The organism is Streptomyces sp. SDT5-1 (assembly GCF_052245995.1).
Lineage (GTDB): Bacteria > Actinomycetota > Actinomycetes > Streptomycetales > Streptomycetaceae > Streptomyces.
This window is the reverse complement of sequence record NZ_CM125963.1, coordinates 3,637,287-3,655,758: the sequence shown is the minus strand read 5'-3', so window position 1 is coordinate 3,655,758 and position 18,472 is coordinate 3,637,287. Positions and strand designations below refer to the sequence as shown.

Here is an 18,472-nt window from a genome sequence, read left to right as displayed (position 1 = left end):
GCCCGTCCGCGGTCGCGGCAGCAGGTTGGCTGCCATCGTGCCATGGGGTGGGCGCCTGATGACCGGGCCCCGTAGGGGCTGCACGCCTTCAATTGTCGGGTGGGTCCGGGGCAGACTGGGCGGATGGCTGATCAGTACGCGCAATCCGGCGAGGACATACGGCCCGACGGCGTTGCTCGCGCCGAGGTCGTCGACATTCCGGCGATCCGGTGGGAGGAGCCGGCGGAGGGGCCCGTCGTGGTCCTGCTCGACCAGACGCGGCTGCCCGCGGAAGAGGTCGAGCTGGTGTGCACGGATCCGCAGGCCCTGGTGCAGGCGATCCGGTCGCTGGCCGTGCGGGGTGCTCCGCTGCTCGGGATCGCGGGCGCGTACGGGGTGGCGCTCGCGGCCGCCCGCGGCTTCGACGTCGAGGAGGCGGCGGGGGCGCTGGCCGACGCGCGGCCCACCGCGGTCAACCTGGCGTACGGGGTGCGCAGGGCGCAGGAGGCGTACCGGTCCGCGTTCGGGAGCGGGGCGGGTGACGAGGAGCGGGCGCGGGAGCGGGCCGCCGCCGCGGCGCTCGCCTCGGCGCGGGCGCTGCACGCGGAGGACGCGGCGGCCAGTACCGCCATGGCCGGGCACGGGTTGCGGCTCCTGGACGAGCTGCTGCCCGGTGGCAACCACCGCGTCCTGACGCACTGCAACACCGGGGCGCTGGTCTCCGGCGGTGAGGGCACGGCCTTCGCGGTCGCGCTCGCCTCGCACCGGGCGGGGCGGCTGCGGCGGCTGTGGGTGGACGAGACGCGTCCGCTGCTCCAGGGCGCCCGGCTGACCGCGTACGAGGCGGCGCGCGCCGGGATGGCGTACACGCTGCTCACGGACAACGCGGCGGGGTCGCTGTTCGCCGCGGGTGAGGTGGACGCCGTGCTCATCGGGGCGGACCGGATCGCGGCCGACGGTTCGGTGGCGAACAAGGTGGGGAGCTATCCGCTCGCGGTGCTGGCGAAATATCACCACGTGCCGTTCATCGTGGTCGCGCCGGTGACGACGATCGACCTGGAGACCGCGGACGGGGCTTCCATCGAGGTGGAGCAGCGGGCAGGACACGAGGTGACGGAGGTCACGGCGCCGCGGGCGTCGGTGGCGGGAGTGGAGGCAGGTGGCGGGATTCCGGTGGCACCGCTGGGGACGCAGGCGTACAACCCCGCGTTCGACGTGACGCCCCCGGAGCTGGTGACGGCGATCGTCACGGAGAGGGGCGTTGTGTCGCCTGTGACACAGGATGGCCTGGGTGAACTGTGTGCCAGTTCACTCCAGGCAACGATGAGCTAATGGGATGATGTGGTCCATGAAGGGACGAGTCCTTGTCGTCGACGACGACACCGCACTGGCCGAGATGCTCGGCATTGTGCTGCGTGGTGAAGGTTTTGAGCCGTCGTTCGTGGCCGACGGCGACAAGGCGCTGGCCGCTTTCCGTGAGACCAAGCCCGATCTGGTGCTGCTCGATCTGATGCTGCCGGGCCGGGACGGTATCGAGGTGTGCCGCCTGATCAGGGCGGAGTCCGGGGTGCCGATCGTGATGCTCACGGCGAAGAGCGACACCGTCGATGTGGTGGTGGGCCTCGAGTCGGGGGCCGACGACTACATCGTGAAGCCGTTCAAGCCGAAGGAGCTGGTCGCCCGGATCCGGGCGCGGCTGCGGAGGTCGGAGGAGCCTGCGCCGGAGCAGCTCGCCATCGGTGACCTGGTCATCGACGTGGCCGGGCACTCGGTGAAGCGGGACGGTCAGCCGATCGCGCTGACGCCGCTCGAGTTCGATCTGCTGGTCGCGCTGGCGCGCAAGCCGTGGCAGGTGTTCACGCGTGAGGTGCTCCTCGAGCAGGTGTGGGGCTACCGGCACGCGGCGGACACGCGCCTGGTCAATGTGCATGTGCAGCGGCTGCGCTCCAAGGTCGAGAAGGACCCGGAGCGGCCGGAGATCGTGGTGACCGTCCGAGGCGTCGGTTACAAGGCAGGACCGAGCTGACGTGTCCCGGAACAGTGCCGCTTCGGCGCCCGGGGCCCAGGGGCCCCGCACGGAGCGGCCTGTGGGACCCGCGGCGGGGAGGTCCGCCGCCCGGGGTTCCCGGCTGCGCCGGGCCATCGACGGCGGTCTGCTGCTCCAGGGCGGGATGAAGGGCAGCCCCGTGCTGCGCCTCTTCGCGCGCTGGGTGCGGCGTCCGCTGCTGCCCGCGATGCGGCTGTGGCGGCGGAACATCCAGCTGAAGGTCGTCGTCACGACGCTGCTGATGTCGCTGGGTGTCGTGCTGCTGCTCGGGATCGTCGTCATCGGCTCGGTGCGCAACGGGCTGCTCGACGCCAAGGTGAAGGCGTCGCAGAGCCAGGCCGAGGGCGGTTTCCGCGCGGCCAAGGACAAGGCGGACTCCACGGCGGCCGGAGCTCGGGACGGCGCCACCGGCGACAGCCGCGTCACGCTGAACCCGAACAACTGGATGAGCGAGCTCGTCACGCAGCTCGCCAGTGGCGGCACCGGCGCGTTCGACGTGGTGACGCTCAGCGCGAGCGACGCGGACAGCGGGAACGGGCGGGCGCCGCGCGGTTCGGGTCTCGTGGACCCCGACCGCAGCGTGCCCGACGATCTGCGGGCGCAGGTCGACCGGACCGCCGGCGCATCCCAGGAGTACACGAGGATCGTCTACAACCGGGGCAAGGACGCCCAGCCGGGTCTGGTGATCGGCAAGCGGCTGAACGATCCGCAGGGCAACGCGTACCAGCTGTACTACCTCTTCCCGCTGACGCAGGAGGAGAAATCCCTCGGCCTGGTCAAGGGGACGCTCGCGACGGCGGGGCTGTTCGTCGTGGTGCTGCTCGGGGCGATCGCCTGGCTCGTCGTGCGCCAGGTCGTCACGCCGGTGCGGATGGCGGCCGGGGTCGCAGAGCGGCTCTCGGCGGGCCGCCTCCAGGAACGTATGAAGGTCACCGGCGAGGACGACATCGCGCGCCTGGGCGAGGCCTTCAACAAGATGGCGCAGAACCTCTATCTCAAGATCCAGCAGCTGGAGGACCTGTCGCGGATGCAGCGGCGGTTCGTCTCCGACGTGAGCCATGAGCTGCGTACGCCGCTGACGACGGTACGGATGGCCGCCGATGTCATCCATGAGGCGCGGGTCGACTTCGATCCGGTGACGGCGCGCTCCGCCGAGCTGCTGGCCGACCAGCTGGACCGGTTCGAGTCGCTGCTGGCGGATCTGCTGGAGATCAGCCGGTTCGACGCGGGCGCGGCGGCCCTGGAGGCCGAGCCGATAGACCTGCGGGAGGTCGTACGACGTGTGGTGGGCGGCGCCGAGCCGCTCGCGGAGCGCAAGGGCACGCGGATCCGGGTCGTCGGCGACGAGCAGCCGGTGGTGGCGGAGGCCGACGCGCGGCGGGTGGAGCGCGTGCTTCGCAACCTCGTGGTGAACGCCGTGGAGCACGGCGAGGGCCGGGACGTCGTGGTGCGGCTCGCGGCCGCGGGCGGCGCCGTCGCCGTGGCCGTGCGCGACTACGGGGTGGGGCTGAAGCCGGGCGAGGCGACCCGCGTGTTCAGCAGATTCTGGCGGGCCGACCCGGCACGCGCGCGTACCACGGGCGGTACGGGCCTCGGCCTGTCGATCGCCCTGGAGGACGCGCGGCTGCACGGCGGCTGGCTTCAGGCGTGGGGTGAGCCGGGCGGCGGTTCGCAGTTCCGGCTGACGCTGCCGAGGACGGTGGACGAGGCGCTGCGCGGTTCGCCGATACCGCTGGAGCCGGAGGACTCGCGGCGCAACCGTGGGCTCGGCGATGCCGGGCTCGCGCAGGGCACGGGCAAGGCGCTCGCCACGGTGCCGGCCCAGGCGCCGATCGCGCCGCGCTCCGCGCAGTCGGCCGTGTCGGCCGACCCGACGGCGCTGCCGGGCAACGGCGCGCGCGTGGTGGCGCGCGGCGAGGCGTCCGGAGTGCCGCGCCAGAGCGACGACGAGCGGGCCGGGGCCCCGGACGATGACCGCGCGGAGCAGGCCGCCCCGGAGGAGCGCGACGCGGCGGACGAGGTGTCCGCGCGGCCGCGTGCGGAGCGGACGGCCGCGACATCGCGCGGTGAGGGGAGCGACGACGGTCGTGGATGAGCAGCGGGTGCCGCGGCAGCGGCGCGGAATGCGGGTCGGGATGCTGGCCGGGTGCGGGGCGCTCGTGCTCGCGGGCTGCGCCTCGATGCCGGACAAGGGAGGCCTCGAATCGGTCGAGGCCTCGCAGCGCCCGGACTCGCAGGTGCGGGTCTTCGCGCTGCCGCCGAAGGACGACGTGGGGCCCTCCGCCATCGTCGAGGGCTTCCTCGAGGCGCTGACCAGTGACGACCCCTCGTACACGATGGCGCGCAAGTATCTGACGCCGAAGGCCGCGAAGAGCTGGGAGCCCGGGGAGCAGACGGTCGTGCTCGACGAGGGGCCGAGCAAGCGCCCGACGAGCCGGCCGAACTCGGGGAACGACGGGCGCTCCTACGAGCTGACCGGGCATCAGGTCGCGACGGTCGACCAGCAGCAGGCGTACCAGCCCGGGGGCGGCGCGTACCAGGGCGATCTGCATCTGACGCAGGTGAACACGTCGAAGGGCAAGCAGTGGCGGATCGACTCGCTGCCCGCGGGGATCGTGATCGGTGAGTCCGACTTCCAGCGCGTCTACCAGTCCGTCAACAAGTACTACTACGGGGTGGATTCGAGCTCCGGAGGCGAGACGGGGAAGCGGCGGTTGGTCGCTGACCCCGTGTTCATCCGGCAGTGGACCGATCCGCTGACGGAGACCGTCAAGGAGCTGCTTCAGGGGCCGACGCGCTGGCTGAATCCGGTGGTGCGGACGGCGTTCCCGACCCATGCGGCGTTGAAGAAGGGCGTCGGCTCGCTGGCGCCCGACGACGCGAACAAGCTGACGGTGCCGCTGAACGAGGCGGGCAGCAGGGCCGGGCAGGCCAAGTGCAAGGAGATGGCGGCCCAACTGCTGTTCTCGCTGCGCGACCTGTCGTCGTCGAGCGTGAACGAGGTCGAACTGAAGCGTTCCGACGGCCGGTTCATGTGCGCGATGAACGAGAACGGGGCGGACGCCCTCGCGGCGCCGCGCTCCACCGGGCGCGTTCCCGACCAGTACTTCCTCGACGCCAAGGGCCGTCTGGTGCGGATGGCGGGCAAGAGCAAGCCCGACACGAAGCCCAAGCAGGTGCCGGGGCCGCTCGGTGAGGGTGAGCAGGTGCTGCGTTCGGTGGCCGTCTCGCGTGATCAGGAGCGCGCGGCGGGGGTCTCGAACGACGGGCGTTCGCTGTACGTGGCGTCGATGATCTCCGGTGCCTCGCTGGGCGACCCGGTCGCGCGCAGCCACGCGAAGGCGGAGAAGGACGGCTTCACGACGCCCAGTTGGGACGGGGACGGCGACCTGTGGGTGGCCGACCGCGATCCGAAGCACCGGCGGCTGCTGATGTTCGAGGCGGGCCGGGCCGAGAAGGCGCAGCAGGTCCGCGTCGAGGGGCTCGGCGAGGACGCCACGATCGAGACGGTGAAGATGTCCGCCGACGGCGCGCGCATCGGGCTGCTCGTGGCGGAGAAGGACACGACGTCGCTGTGGATCGGCCGCGTCGAGCGGCAGCCCGACGCGCACGGCGACACCGAGGTGTCGGTGACCGAACTGCGCCGCGCCGCGCCGCAGATGGAGGAGGTCACGGCAGTGTCGTGGGCGGGCGACGCCCGGCTCGTCGTGGTCGGCAGGGAGCCCGGCGGGCTTCAGCAGATGCAGTACGTGCTGAGCGACGGCTCGACGCCGACCGGGCAGGCACTGCCCGGCCTGACCCGGGTCAGCGAGATCGCGGCGTCGGACAACGACGAGCTGCCGCTGCTCGCGCACTCCGACGACGGCATCGTCCGGCTGCCCTCCGGGGCGGCGTGGCAGTCGGTGCTGAAGGACGGCACGGCTCCGGTCTACCCCGGATAGGCGGCCCACCCGCACGTCAGGGCGCGAACTCACCCGGACGAGCTCAACCCCTGTTCACAACGGGCGAGTTGTCCACAGGGCGTTGTCCACAGGGCTGGTCGGCCGGGGCGCGGGTCGGCACAGTGGTGGGTATGCGGGGGTGGTGGCAGGACCTCTCCGACCTGGTGCTGCCGGCCGAATGTGCCGGCTGCGGCAGGTCTCGTACGGCGCTGTGCGCGCGGTGCTCGGCGGCGTTGCGCGGTGCCGAGCCGAGCCGGGTGCGGCCGCGGCCCGAGCCGCCGGGGCTGCCGGTCGTGCACGGGGCGGCGCCGTACCGGAACGCGGTGCGGGCCGTGCTGCTCGCGCACAAGGAGCGGGGCGCCCTCGGCCTCGCCCGGCCGCTCGGCGAGGCCCTCGCGCGGGCCGTACGGGCCGGAATCGGGAGCGGTGGGGGCGGGCAGGACGGCGGGGGCGATCGGGCCCCTGACGGGCCGCCGGGGCCCGTGACGCTGGTCCCTGTGCCGTCCGCGCCGCGGGCCGTGCGGGCGCGCGGGCACGATCCGACGCGGCGGATCGCGTACGCGGCGGCGGCCGAGCTGCGCCGGGCGGGTGTTCCGGCGCGGGTGCTCGCGGTGCTGCGGCAGCGCCGGGAGGTGGCCGACCAGTCGGGGCTCGACGCCCGGGAGCGGCTGGTCAACGTGACGGGTGCGCTGGAGGTGGTGGGCGGTGGGCGTGGGCTGCTCGCCGGAAGTGGCCGGATCGTGCTGGTCGACGACCTGATGACGACCGGCGCTTCTTTGGCCGAGGCGGCGCGCGCAATAGCGGCCGCGGTCGGTTCGGGGAAGAGCGGGGGCGAACACACGTCCGGCCGGACCCGCTTCGTGGCGGATCCGGGAATGGCGGACGAGATCCACGAGATCACGTTCCGGGCGGCCGTCGTGGCCGCGTCTCCGGATTCCTTCGAAATAAACCGGAACTAGCGGGGAATCTGCATCGTTGCAGGTAGAGACAGGGTTCATTCGCTCGCTTGGAGGTACGTGTCAGTAGAGGGTGCCGACATCCGTCCGGGCGAGATATGTTCGGTTGTGAGGAACTCGGCAGGAAAGGCGGACGCCGCTCCTCACCATTGGATTGCCGTGCCGGGACATTGCCCAGGTGTTTTTCGCAATCACCCGGCTTGGTGGGGTGTAGATCTTGTCCACGGGGGAGGAGGAGGTGGAAGTCACCGAGTCCGAGGCTCCGGAAGTGGCCGGAGTCTGGTGCAAGAGGGAGATGCTCCGCCCAAGGAGCGGAGCTATCCGGGAACGGAGTTCTGCGTGGACATCGTCGTCAAGGGCCGCAAGACCGAGGTACCTGAGCGGTTCCGTAAGCACGTGGCCGAGAAGCTGAAGCTGGACAAGATCCAGAAGCTCGACGGCAAGGTGATCAGCCTCGACGTCGAGGTGTCCAAGGAGCCCAACCCCCGGCAGGCGGACCGGTGCGACCGCGTGGAGATCACGCTGCGCACGCGTGGCCCGGTGATCAGGGCGGAAGCCGCCGCGAGCGACCCGTACGCGGCGCTCGACCTGGCCACGGACAAGCTCGACGCGCGCCTGCGCAAGCAGCACGACAAGCGGTCGTCCAGGCGCGGCAAGCGGATCTCCGCCGCGGAGGTCGCCGAGCACGTCCCGGACGCCGCCCGGCTCAACGGGGACGGCACGATCGCCAAGGCCGACGAGGCCGAGACCGACGGCGTACCGACCACCAGGATGGGCTCGCTCGAGGTCAAGGGCGAGGGCCCGCTCGTCGTCCGTGAGAAGACTCACGTGGCGGCACCCATGACGCTCGATCAGGCGCTCTACGAGATGGAGCTGGTCGGGCACGACTTCTATCTGTTCGTCGACTCCGAGACCAAGGAACCCAGCGTCGTCTACCGGCGGCACGCCTACGACTACGGCGTCATCCACCTCAGCACCGACCCCATGGTCTCCCAGGCCAGGGGAGCCGACGCGGGCGACGCCATCGGCGGCTGACCACAACTGACACCCACTCATCGGGTGCCCCTGAGGCGCGTGTGCGCCCCCAGGGGCACCCTTGTGCGACCCCCTTGTGCACCGCACGGCCGTCGCGTCGGGGGCGGGGCATGAAATCATGGCCGTGCCGGGTCAACCGGCGTGCTGGTGCCTCGGGTTGGCGCGGCACAGGAAAGACGGGCCGCGGCCTTCAGGGGGAGGAACGATGGCGGACAGCTTCGGACTGATGCGGGGCGAGGACGCCGGCGCCGGTGAGGACGGCGCCGACATGGGGCCGGATGCCGGGTCCTCGCGGGACGAGCCCATCAGGGTGCTCGTGGTGGACGACCATGCCCTCTTCCGGCGTGGCCTGGAGATCGTCCTCAAGGCGGAGGAGGACATCCAGGTCGTCGGCGAGGCGGGCGACGGGGCGGAGGCCGTGGACAAGGCGGCCGACCTGCTCCCCGACATCGTCCTCATGGACGTGCGGATGCCCAAGAGAGGCGGCATCGAGGCCTGCACCTCCATCAAGGAGGTGGCGCCGAGCGCGAAGATCATCATGCTGACGATCAGCGACGAGGAGGCCGACCTCTACGACGCGATCAAGGCGGGCGCGACGGGATACCTGCTCAAGGAGATCTCGACCGACGAGGTGGCCACGGCGATCCGCGCGGTGGCCGACGGCCAGTCGCAGATCAGCCCGTCCATGGCGTCGAAGCTGCTCACCGAGTTCAAGTCGATGATCCAGCGCACGGACGAGCGCCGGCTCGTGCCCGCGCCCCGGCTGACCGACCGGGAGCTCGAGGTGCTGAAGCTGGTGGCGACGGGCATGAACAACCGCGACATCGCCAAGGAGCTCTTCATCTCCGAGAACACGGTGAAGAACCACGTGCGGAACATCCTGGAGAAGCTTCAGCTGCACTCCAGGATGGAGGCCGTGGTGTACGCGATGCGGGAGAAGATCCTCGAGATCCGGTAGGCGCTGTTCAGAGGAGGGCTGCGACGAGGTCGCGCTTCAGGGGCGCCGACTCCATGTGCTCCACCCGGACGCTGTCGCAGCCGACCCAGCTCGCGGCCTCCAGGAGGGCTGCCGCCACCGCCGGGACGGCCTTCGGGCCGTCAAGGGAGACCTGCTTGGCGACCAGCGTGCCGCCCGAGCGCGCCGGGTCGACGCGGCCCACCAGGCGGCCCCCGGAGAGCACCGGCATCGCGAAGTAGCCGTGGATCCGCTTCGGCTTCGGGACGTAGGCCTCCAGGCGGTGCGTGAAGCCGAAGATCCGCTCCGTGCGCGCCCGCTCCCAGATGAGGGAGTCGAACGGGGAGAGCAGCGTGGTGCGGTGTCGGCCGCGCGGCGTCGACGCGAGGGCCGCCGGATCGGCCCAGGCGGGCTTGCCGCCCCAGCCCTCCACCGTGACCGGTACGAGGCCCGAGTCCGCGATCACCGAGTCGAACTGCTCGCTCTTCAGGCGGTGGTAGTCCGCGATGTCCGAGCGGGTGCCGACGCCGAGCGCCTCGCCCGCCTGCCGGACCAGACGGCGCACGCACTCCTTGTCGTCCAGCTCGTCGTGGAGCAGGTCCGACGGGACGGCGCGCTCCGCCAGGTCGTAGATCCGCTTCCAGCCGCGGCGCTCCACGCACACCACCTCGCCGTACATCAGCGCGCGCTCGACGGCGATCTTCGACTCGGACCAGTCCCACCACTCGCCCTTGTTCTTCGCGCCGCCGAGTTCGGTGGCGGTCAGCGGGCCCTCCGCGCGGAGCTGCTTGATCACCTGCTCGTAGGCGCCGTCGGGGAGGTGGTGGTGCCAGTGCGGTCGGGACCGGTAGGCGCGGCGGCGGAAGGCGAAGTGCGGCCACTCCTCGATGGGCAGCACGCAGGCGGCGTGCGACCAGTACTCGAAGGCGTGCGGGGCGCCGGCCGCCGACCAGTACGCCGACTCGATCGTGGTGCGGGGGACCGCGCCCAGGCGGGCGTACGGGATCAGCTCGTGCGAGCGGGCGAGGACGGAGATCGTGTCGAGCTGGACCGCGCCGAGGTGGCGCAGCACGCCGCGCACTCCGGCCTTGCGGTCGGGCGCGCCGAGGAAGCCCTGGGCGCGGAGGGCGATGCGGCGGGCCTCGTCGGCGGACAAGGTGGCGGCGGGACGCGGCAAGGTCGTCATGGCCGGAACGATAGAGGCCGGGTCTGACAACGGTGGACGGGAGCCGCGGAACTCGCTGTGCCGGGGGCGGCGCCTGCAGTGATGGATGCGCGGCACCGGGGGCCGCCTTGCCCACCCTGCCGCCCAAGGCGGCAGATTGCCCAAGGCGGGGCGGGCGTCAGCGTGGGGACGGGAGGTACGGCAGAGGGGTCGGGAGGCCCAGGTCGGTGGGCAGCAGGGAGCCGAGCCAGCAGTCGCGGAGGACCCCCTTGTTCGGCAGGCCCGCGCGCAGGGTGGCCTCCAGCGTGAAGCCGGCGCGCTCGGCCACCGTGAGGGACCCGACGTTGCCGACCTCGGCGCGCCACTCCAGGCGCGTACAGGCCAGGTCGGTGAAGGCCCAGCGGGCCAGGGCGAGGACGGCCTCCGTCATGTACCCCCGGCCGCGGAACCGCTTGGCCGTCCAGAAGCCGATCTCCCAGCTGCCCGCGCGCGGGTGGTGCAGCGAGATCGCGCCGACCACGGGACCGTGCTCCTCGGTGCGGATCGCGAACGTGTACTCCGTGTCACCGCGCCAGCCGTCCGCGACGACGCGGGTGACGAAGTACTCCGCGTCCACGCGCGCGTACGGCGAGGGAATCGTGGTCCAGCGCTGGATGTCGGGATCCTGGGCCGCCGCGCACACCTCGTCGATGTCGGCGGGCACGAACGTGCGCAGCGTCAGGCGGTCGGTGGTCAGCGTCACGGGGTCCATCGCCCGATTCTGCTCGGCGCGCGGCGGGGCCGCCAAGACTTTTCGTGGCCGGTACCGGCACCTTCGTGGCCGCCCGTGCGTTGGACCTGATGGCAGACCTCCCGGCACGGTGGGGTCCTCGCATACGATGGCCGTTGCTCTAGTAGTCCTTAGTAGTTCCCAGTAATACCGAGAAGTTTTCAGAGAAAACCGACCGTGCCAGGCCCGACCGGCAAGGAGACCAACCCCCGTGTCCGTCCTCCAGAAGCTCATGCGTGCAGGCGAAGGCAAGATCCTGCGCAAGCTGCACCGCATCGCGGACCAGGTCAACTCCATCGAAGAGGACTTCGTCAGCCTCTCCGACGCCGAGCTGCGCGCCCTCACGGACGAGTACAAGCAGCGGTACGAGGACGGCGAGAGCCTGGACGACCTGCTGCCCGAGGCGTTCGCCACCGTCCGTGAGGCCGCCAAGCGCGTGCTCGGCCAGCGGCACTACGACGTGCAGCTGATGGGTGGCGCCGCGCTCCACCTCGGCTACGTGGCGGAGATGAAGACCGGTGAGGGCAAGACCCTGGTCGGCACGCTGCCGACGTATCTGAACGCGCTGTCCGGCAAGGGCGTCCACCTGATCACGGTGAACGACTACCTGGCCGAGCGCGACTCCGAGATGATGGGCCGCGTCCACAAGTTCCTCGGCCTGACCGTCGGCTGCATCCTCGCGAACATGAACCCGGCGCAGCGCCGTGAGATGTACAACTGCGACATCACGTACGGCACGAACAACGAGTTCGGCTTCGACTACCTCCGCGACAACATGGCGTGGTCCAAGGACGAGCTCGTCCAGCGCGGTCACAACTTCGCGGTGGTCGACGAGGTCGACTCCATCCTCGTCGACGAGGCCCGTACGCCGCTGATCATCTCCGGCCCCGCCGACCAGGCCACCAAGTGGTACGGCGATTTCGCGAAGCTCGTCACGCGCCTGAAGAAGGGCGAGGCGGGCAACACGCTGAAGGGCATCGAGGAGACCGGCGACTACGAGGTCGACGAGAAGAAGCGCACCGTCGCCATCCACGAGTCGGGTGTCGCCAAGGTCGAGGACTGGCTCGGGATCGAGAACCTCTACGAGTCGGTCAACACGCCGCTCGTCGGGTACCTGAACAACGCCATCAAGGCCAAGGAACTCTTCAAGAAGGACAAGGACTACGTCGTCATCGACGGCGAGGTCATGATCGTCGACGAGCACACCGGTCGTATCCTCGCCGGCCGCCGCTACAACGAGGGCATGCACCAGGCGATCGAGGCGAAGGAAGGGGTGGACATCAAGGACGAGAACCAGACCCTCGCCACGATCACCCTGCAGAACTTCTTCCGCCTCTACGACAAGCTCTCCGGCATGACCGGTACGGCGATGACCGAGGCCGCCGAGTTCCACCAGATCTACAAGCTCGGCGTCGTCCCGATCCCGACGAACAAGCCGATGATCCGTGCGGACCAGGCCGACCTGATCTACCGCACCGAGGTCGCCAAGTTCGACGCCGTGGTCGACGACATCGTCGAGAAGCACGCGAAGGGCCAGCCGATCCTCGTCGGCACGACCTCCGTGGAGAAGTCCGAGTACCTGTCGCAGCAGCTCTCCAAGCGCGGTGTTCAGCACGAGGTGCTGAACGCGAAGCAGCACGACCGGGAGGCGACGATCGTCGCCCAGGCCGGCCGCAAGGGCGCCGTCACCGTCGCGACGAACATGGCCGGTCGTGGTACCGACATCAAGCTCGGCGGCAACCCGGACGACCTCGCCGAGGCCGAGCTGCGCCAGATGGGCCTCGACCCGGTCGAGCACGTCGAGGAGTGGGCGGCCGCGCTGCCCGCCGCCCTGGAGAAGGCCGAGCAGGCCGTCAAGGCGGAGTTCGAGGAGGTCAAGGAGCTCGGCGGCCTCTACGTCCTCGGTACGGAGCGGCACGAGTCGCGGCGTATCGACAACCAGCTGCGCGGTCGTTCCGGCCGTCAGGGCGACCCCGGCGAGTCCCGCTTCTACCTGTCGCTCGGCGACGACCTGATGCGGCTCTTCAAGGCGCAGATGGTCGAGCGCGTGATGTCGATGGCGAACGTGCCGGACGACGTGCCGATCGAGAACAAGATGGTGACCCGCGCCATCGCCTCCGCCCAGTCGCAGGTCGAGCAGCAGAACTTCGAGACGCGCAAGAACGTCCTGAAGTACGACGAGGTGCTCAACCGGCAGCGCGAGGTCATCTACGGCGAGCGCCGCCGCGTCCTGGAGGGCGAGGACCTGCACGAGCAGGTGCAGCACTTCATGGACGACACCATCGACGCGTACATCGGCGCCGAGACCGCCGAGGGCTTCGCCGAGGAGTGGGACCTCGACCGGCTGTGGGGCGCCTTCAAGCAGCTCTACCCGATCAAGGTCACCGTGGAGGAGCTCGAGGACGAGGTCGGCGACCGCGCCGGGCTCACCGCCGAGTTCATCGGAGAGGCCGTCAAGGACGACATCCACGCGCAGTACGAGGCGCGCGAGGAGCAGCTCGGCTCCGAGATCATGCGTGAGCTCGAGCGCCGCGTCGTGCTGTCGGTCCTCGACCGCAAGTGGCGCGAGCACCTCTACGAGATGGACTACCTCCAGGAGGGCATCGGCCTGCGCGCCATGGCGCAGAAGGACCCGCTGGTCGAGTACCAGCGCGAGGGCTTCGACATGTTCACCGCCATGATGGAGGGCATCAAGGAGGAGTCCGTCGGCTACCTGTTCAACCTGGAGGTCCAGGTCGAGCAGCAGGTCGAGGAGGTCCCGGTGGAGGACGCGGCGCCCGCGGCGAACCTGGAGAAGCAGGACGCGGTGCCCGCGCAGGCCGGTGGCCGTCCGGAGATCCGGGCCAAGGGCCTGGACACCCCGCAGCGCCCCGACCGCCTGCACTTCCAGGCGCCGAACGCCGAGGGCGGTGTCGACGAGGGCGACTTCGTGACCGAGAGCGGTGGCCCCACGCGGTCCGCGGCCGACGGCCTCACCCGGGCCGAGCGCCGCAAGCAGCAGAAGGGCCGCCGTCGCAAGAAGTGACGTGAGGCGTTGACGAGGGGCCGGGCACCGTGTGCCCGGCCCCTCGTCGCATGTCAGCGGTCGGTGTCCCGGGGCGGCCTGCCGTCCAGTTCCACGGCCGTGCAGCGCCAGCGGTGGTCGGCGGAGCGGGTCAGGCGGAAGGCCAGGGCGTGCAGGCGGGGGCCCACGGCGATGCGGGCGAACACCTCGTAGCTGCCGGGGGCCGGTTCGAAGTGGCCGATGCCGCGGACGGTCGGCCGGGGGCCAGGGCCCGCGCCGGGCAGCAGGACGCGGCGGTCGACCAGCCACACCAGGTCGTCGAACGCCTGGTGCGCGGCGTGCCGGGCGAACCAGTGCAGGGGCCGGTCCCCGCTCAGCACCAGGAGCAGCCGCTGCGTGAACAGCTCGGTGGGGTGCGGCGGGACCTGGGGCGGGACGCGGCGCGGGACCGCGCCGGGGCGGCGGCTGTCGCGGCGGGTGGGCGGCCGGTTGTTCGCCCGGGGTGCCCGCCTGTTCATGACCTTCTGCATGCCGCCTCCAGATACCGACCGGTAACTCCTCGTGGGGGATCTTGTACGAGGCCCGGAGGTGCGGCGGCAAGGCCCGAAGGGCGGCGCAGGGGTGCCGCCCGCGGTTCGCTCATCAGGGTGGCCGGGGCGGCGCGCGGGCCGGGAACACGGGCACGTACGGCATCCGGCGCGCGGGGGCGTTGACGTGCGGCGGGGCACGGGCGGCGGCCCGAAGGGGGACACTCCCACGTATCCTGAAGCCCCCGACGCAGACCAGAAAGCAGCCGCACCATGCGCGTGTACGTACCTCTGTCCCTGCCTCGACTCGCAGAGGCGTACAAGGCAGGCGAGATCGGGCCCGCGCCCGTCACCGCGTTCGCCGTGACGCCCGCGCTGCGCGAGTGGTACCGGTCGGACGACGTCGAGGAGCTGGAGTACGCCGCCCTCAACCGCGCCGCGCACGCCTCGCTCCGGCTCGTCGCCGCCGACCCCGACGCCGCGCGCCGCCGGGTCGTCGTCGCCGTCGACGTACCCGACAAGGCCGCCGTCGCCGACCCGGACCGCGGGGGCGAGCCGGCCGCGCTCGGCGAACTGACCGTGCGCGAGAGCGTGCCGCTGGCGAAGGCCGCCGCCGTGCACGTCGACTCCGGTGACGCCGACGCGGACGTCACCGCCGCCGCCGAGGCCCTCGCCGCCGCGGACAAGGGCGACGCGGACGCGCAGTTCGTCGTGGACGGCGCCGAGGACCACGAGCTGCTGTGGTTCGCCACGCAGGAGATCCCGGGTCTCGTCGGCGAGGACCGCTGAAGGACCCACCCGGGGGAGTGGGTAGTTTCTTGTCATGGGGAAGCGCACCGGGAATCACGCCGCACACATCGTCTGGGACTGGAACGGCACGCTGTTCCACGACATCGACGCCGTCATCCGCGCCAGCAACGCGGCCTTCGCGGCGGTCGGGCTCGCCCCGATCACCCTGGAGAAGTACCGCGAGCTGTACTGCATACCCATCCCCAAGTTCTACGAGCGCCTGATGGGCCGGCTGCCCACCGAGCACGAGTGGAGCGCGATGGACGAGGCGTTCCACCAGCACTACGCGCGGCACGCGGTGGAGTGCGGGCTCGCCGAGGGCGTCGAACTGCTGCTCGCCGACTGGCAGGCCGCCGGGCGCAGCCAGTCCATCCTCAGCATGTACGGGCACGAGGAACTCGTGCCGCTGGTGCGGCAGTTCGGGATCGCCGACCGCTTCCTGCGCGTCGACGGGCGCACGGGCCCCTCCGGAGGCAGCAAGGCCGAGCACATGGTGCGCCACCTCGGCGTCCTCGACGGAGTGGATCCGGAGCGGACCGTGGTGATCGGGGACGCGGCCGACGACGCGGTGGCCGCGCTCGCCGCGGGTGCGCGGGCCGTGCTCTACACCGGGGGCTCGCACAGCAGGGCCAGCCTCGAAGGCGTCGGTGCGCCCGTCGTCGACACCCTCGCGGACGCGGTGCGCGAGGCCGAGCGGATCGCCGCGACGGCCTGATCCCCGGCTCCGGTCCGGTCAACCGGATCGGTCGAACTGTCCCGCATCCGTCGCCATTTGCATCGACTCAGTTCACCCTCCGCTTCCGGCTGCGTACGCTGTGCTGGGGCCATGGGAGACGAGGCGACGGGGGCAGGAGTCATCATGGGATTCGGGTTCGGTCAGCGACGAGGCGGTCAACTCCCGGTCGAGGTCACCACGTTCGTCGGCAGGTCGGCCGAACTGGCGGAGGTGCGGGCCGGTTTCGAGCGCGCACGGCTCGTCACCCTGGTGGGGCCGGGCGGCGTCGGAAAGAGCCGCACCGCGCTGCGGGCGGCGGCCGCCATGTCGGGGCGGTTCCCCGACGGGGTGTGGCTCGTCGAGCTGAGCGCGCTGCGCGACCCCGAGCTGATCCCCGTCACCCTCGCCGCCGTCCTCGAACTGCCCGAGCAGGCGGGCATGGAGCCGCTCGACGCCGTCGTCGCGCACCTTCAGGGGCGGCGGCTGCTCATCGTGCTCGACACCTGCGAGCACCTCGTCGACGCCTGCGCCATGCTCACCGACGTACTGCTGCGGGAGGCTGCGGGCGTCTGTGTGCTCGCGACCAGCAGGCAGCCGCTCGACGTGCCGGGGGAGCGCTGCTGCGCCATCGCGCCGCTCGCCCCGGACGATGCTCTGGAACTGTTCGTGCAGCGGGCCTCCGCCGTGGTGCCCGGGTTCGCGGTGGACGACGCGAACCGGGAGCAGCTCGCGGCGCTCGCCCAGCGCCTCGACGGGATTCCGCTCGCCATCGAACTGGCGGCGGTGCGGCTGCGCGCCGTGCCGCTCGAACATCTGGTGGAGCGGCTCGGGCAGCGCTTCGAGGTGCTCACGGGCGGCCGGCGCACCGCGCTCACCAGACACCAGACGCTGCGTACGGCGATCGGCTGGTCGCACGAGCTGTGCACGCCTGAGGAGCGGCTGCTGTGGGCGCGGCTCTCCGTCTTCGCGGGCTCGTTCGATCTGGCGGCGGCCGAGTTCGTGGGCGCGGGCGGCGAGCTGGCGGGCGGCGACGTGCTGGAGCAGCTCATCGGGCTCGTCGACAAGTCCGTGGTGCAGCGCGTCGGGGAGGACGGCGGGCGGTACCGGATGCTCGACACCATCCGCGAGTACGGCACCGAATGGCTGGAGGAGACGGGGCAGGCGGACGCCGTGCGCCGGCGCCACTCCCAGTACCACCGGGAGCTCGGGCAGCGGTACTGGGACGAGTTCCTGACCGCGCGGCAGGTCGGGCACTACCGGGTGCTGCGGGCGGCGCGGGACGACGTGCGGGCCGCGCTCGAATACGCGTACACGAGCCCCGAGTCGGTGGCCGCGGGCGTCTGGTTCGCCGCGCAGCTCGGGCCGTACTGGCGTGCGGTCGGGCTGCTGTCCGAGGGGCGGTACTGGATCGAGAAGGGGCTCGCCCTCCTCGAGGAGGTGGGCGAGGAGCAGGCGTGGGGGCGGTTCATGACCGCCCTGTTCTCCGTGTGGCAGGGGGATCTGCCGGGCGCGCTCGAACTGTTTCACCGGGCCGTCGACATCGCGCGCCGTGCCGGGAACGACCGGGTGAAGCTGTTCTGCGACGGGTACCTTGGCGGGCTCGGCGCGCTGTGCGGGGAGCCGGACGGGCTCGCCGCGCTGGAGGACGCGCGGCAGCGGATCCTCGCGCGCGGCGACGGACTCGGCATAGGCGTCATCCACTACGAGGGCGCGCTGCTGCTCGGTGTCCTCGGCGACACGGCGGGGGCGCTCGACCTGTGCCGTACGGGGCTCGCGCACCTGGAGGACACGGGGGAGCGGCAGCTGTTCGGTTCGACGCTCATGGTGCAGGGCGTGATCCTCTGGCTCGCCGGGGAGCGCAAGGACGCCGTCGCCTCGCTGTGCCGGGGTCTTGAGGCCGCGGCGGAGATCGACGAGGTGCTGGTCGCGGCGCTGTGCTGCCTCGGGCTCGCGTGGTCCGCCGCGCACGAGGAGCGGCATGTGCGGGCGGCGTGGCTGCTCGGGTACGCGGAGAACGCGCGGCGGCTCGGCGGCGGGGACCCCGTCGGGATGCTGCCGTCGCTCTTCGAGGAGCAGGAGGCGGTGCGGGCGGCGGTGCGGGACGCGCTGGGCGAGGAGGAGTTCGGGCGCTGGTGGGGTGTGGGGGCGCGGCTGTCGGGGGCGCAGGTGCTGGAAGCGGTACGGGGTGGGGCGGACGCGCCGCCCGTCGCTCCGGTGCCGGCGGCGCGCGGTGCCGGGGTCGACGCGCTCACCCGGCGGGAGCGGGAGGTCGCGGCGCTGGTGGCGGAGGGGTTGTCCAACCGGGAGATCGCGGAGCGGTTGGTGATTTCCAAGCGCACGGCGGACGCGCACGTGGAGCACATCCTGGCGAAGCTCGGGGTGGGGTCCCGTACGGAGATCGCGGCGGTGACGGAGGCGGGCATCGCCGGCGCGGGCGGCTGAGCCGCGCGGTGGCAGCGGACATCACGCCCGCGCTAGGTATACGGATTCCGTGATCACTCGCGTAGATGCGTATACGGGTCCGCGGCGATACCGATGTCGGGGGCAGGGGCGGGACGGCACGCTGTAGAGGTGTCGCGTGGTCTGGAGG

The 18,472-nt window shown here is 71.5% G+C and carries 14 protein-coding genes; 11 read left to right on the top strand and 3 right to left on the bottom strand.

Features of this window, described 5'->3' with window-relative positions; translation table 11 throughout:
* Window positions 1–123 precede the first annotated feature (123 nt).
* The 7 genes from mtnA to ACTWJ8_RS16935 all read left to right on the top strand — a co-directional run bounded on the left by mtnA (window position 124) and on the right by ACTWJ8_RS16935 (window position 8,916).
* Window positions 124–1,311: an S-methyl-5-thioribose-1-phosphate isomerase gene (gene mtnA / locus ACTWJ8_RS16965; protein ID WP_443264338.1), complete on the top strand. Its 1,188-nt coding sequence runs from the start codon at window positions 124–126 to the stop codon at window positions 1,309–1,311.
* A 4-nt stretch (window positions 1,312–1,315) separates the two neighbouring features.
* Window positions 1,316–2,005 (top strand): two-component system response regulator MtrA, encoded by a 690-nt coding sequence (gene mtrA, locus ACTWJ8_RS16960; RefSeq protein ID WP_306324333.1) that lies wholly within the window; start codon window positions 1,316–1,318, stop codon window positions 2,003–2,005.
* 1 nt (window position 2,006) lies between these two features.
* The gene (mtrB, locus tag ACTWJ8_RS16955) at window positions 2,007–4,121 is read left to right on the top strand and encodes an MtrAB system histidine kinase MtrB (protein WP_443264336.1); all 2,115 of its coding nucleotides are present in this window, start codon (window positions 2,007–2,009) and stop codon (window positions 4,119–4,121) included.
* Between the two features lie 28 nt (window positions 4,122–4,149).
* Window positions 4,150–5,967: an LpqB family beta-propeller domain-containing protein gene (locus ACTWJ8_RS16950; RefSeq protein WP_356377881.1), complete on the top strand. Its 1,818-nt coding sequence runs from the start codon at window positions 4,150–4,152 to the stop codon at window positions 5,965–5,967.
* A 131-nt stretch (window positions 5,968–6,098) separates the two neighbouring features.
* Complete coding sequence (locus ACTWJ8_RS16945) at window positions 6,099–6,926, top strand: ComF family protein (protein ID WP_443264334.1); 828 nt, start codon at window positions 6,099–6,101, stop codon at window positions 6,924–6,926.
* A gap of 336 nt (window positions 6,927–7,262) precedes the next feature.
* Window positions 7,263–7,958: a ribosome hibernation-promoting factor, HPF/YfiA family gene (gene hpf, locus ACTWJ8_RS16940; RefSeq protein ID WP_443264333.1), complete on the top strand. Its 696-nt coding sequence runs from the start codon at window positions 7,263–7,265 to the stop codon at window positions 7,956–7,958.
* Window positions 7,959–8,163: 205 nt separating this feature from the next.
* The gene (locus ACTWJ8_RS16935; protein ID WP_356376066.1) at window positions 8,164–8,916 is read left to right on the top strand and encodes a response regulator transcription factor; all 753 of its coding nucleotides are present in this window, start codon (window positions 8,164–8,166) and stop codon (window positions 8,914–8,916) included.
* Window positions 8,917–8,923: 7 nt separating this feature from the next.
* On the opposite strand, the gene ACTWJ8_RS16930 is transcribed toward ACTWJ8_RS16935, so the two are convergent.
* Together ACTWJ8_RS16930 and ACTWJ8_RS16925 are read right to left on the bottom strand one after the other, a co-directional pair.
* Window positions 8,924–10,099: a winged helix-turn-helix domain-containing protein gene (locus tag ACTWJ8_RS16930; protein ID WP_443264331.1), complete on the bottom strand. Its 1,176-nt coding sequence runs from the start codon at window positions 10,097–10,099 to the stop codon at window positions 8,924–8,926.
* Between the two features lie 157 nt (window positions 10,100–10,256).
* Window positions 10,257–10,829, bottom strand: coding sequence for a GNAT family N-acetyltransferase (locus ACTWJ8_RS16925; RefSeq protein WP_443264330.1), 573 nt, complete (start codon window positions 10,827–10,829; stop codon window positions 10,257–10,259).
* A 229-nt stretch (window positions 10,830–11,058) separates the two neighbouring features.
* Here ACTWJ8_RS16925 and secA point away from each other — a divergent pair, with 229 nt between their 5' ends.
* Window positions 11,059–13,872 (top strand): preprotein translocase subunit SecA, encoded by a 2,814-nt coding sequence (gene secA, locus ACTWJ8_RS16920; protein ID WP_356376075.1) that lies wholly within the window; start codon window positions 11,059–11,061, stop codon window positions 13,870–13,872.
* 53 nt (window positions 13,873–13,925) lie between these two features.
* Here the strand turns inward: secA and ACTWJ8_RS16915 are convergent, their stop codons facing one another.
* A complete protein-coding gene (locus ACTWJ8_RS16915; protein WP_443264328.1) occupies window positions 13,926–14,381 on the bottom strand; it encodes an Rv3235 family protein in 456 nt (151 codons plus the stop codon).
* Between the two features lie 270 nt (window positions 14,382–14,651).
* Between ACTWJ8_RS16915 and ACTWJ8_RS16910 the strand changes: the two genes are divergently transcribed.
* The 3 genes from ACTWJ8_RS16910 to ACTWJ8_RS16900 all read left to right on the top strand — a co-directional run bounded on the left by ACTWJ8_RS16910 (window position 14,652) and on the right by ACTWJ8_RS16900 (window position 18,324).
* The gene (locus ACTWJ8_RS16910; protein WP_356376080.1) at window positions 14,652–15,167 is read left to right on the top strand and encodes a DUF6912 family protein; all 516 of its coding nucleotides are present in this window, start codon (window positions 14,652–14,654) and stop codon (window positions 15,165–15,167) included.
* Window positions 15,168–15,201: 34 nt separating this feature from the next.
* On the top strand, window positions 15,202–15,882 hold the full coding sequence (locus tag ACTWJ8_RS16905) for an HAD family hydrolase (RefSeq protein WP_443264326.1): 681 nt from the start codon (window positions 15,202–15,204) through the stop codon (window positions 15,880–15,882).
* A 144-nt stretch (window positions 15,883–16,026) separates the two neighbouring features.
* Window positions 16,027–18,324, top strand: coding sequence for an ATP-binding protein (locus ACTWJ8_RS16900; protein ID WP_443264325.1), 2,298 nt, complete (start codon window positions 16,027–16,029; stop codon window positions 18,322–18,324).
* Window positions 18,325–18,472: the final 148 nt, after the last annotated feature.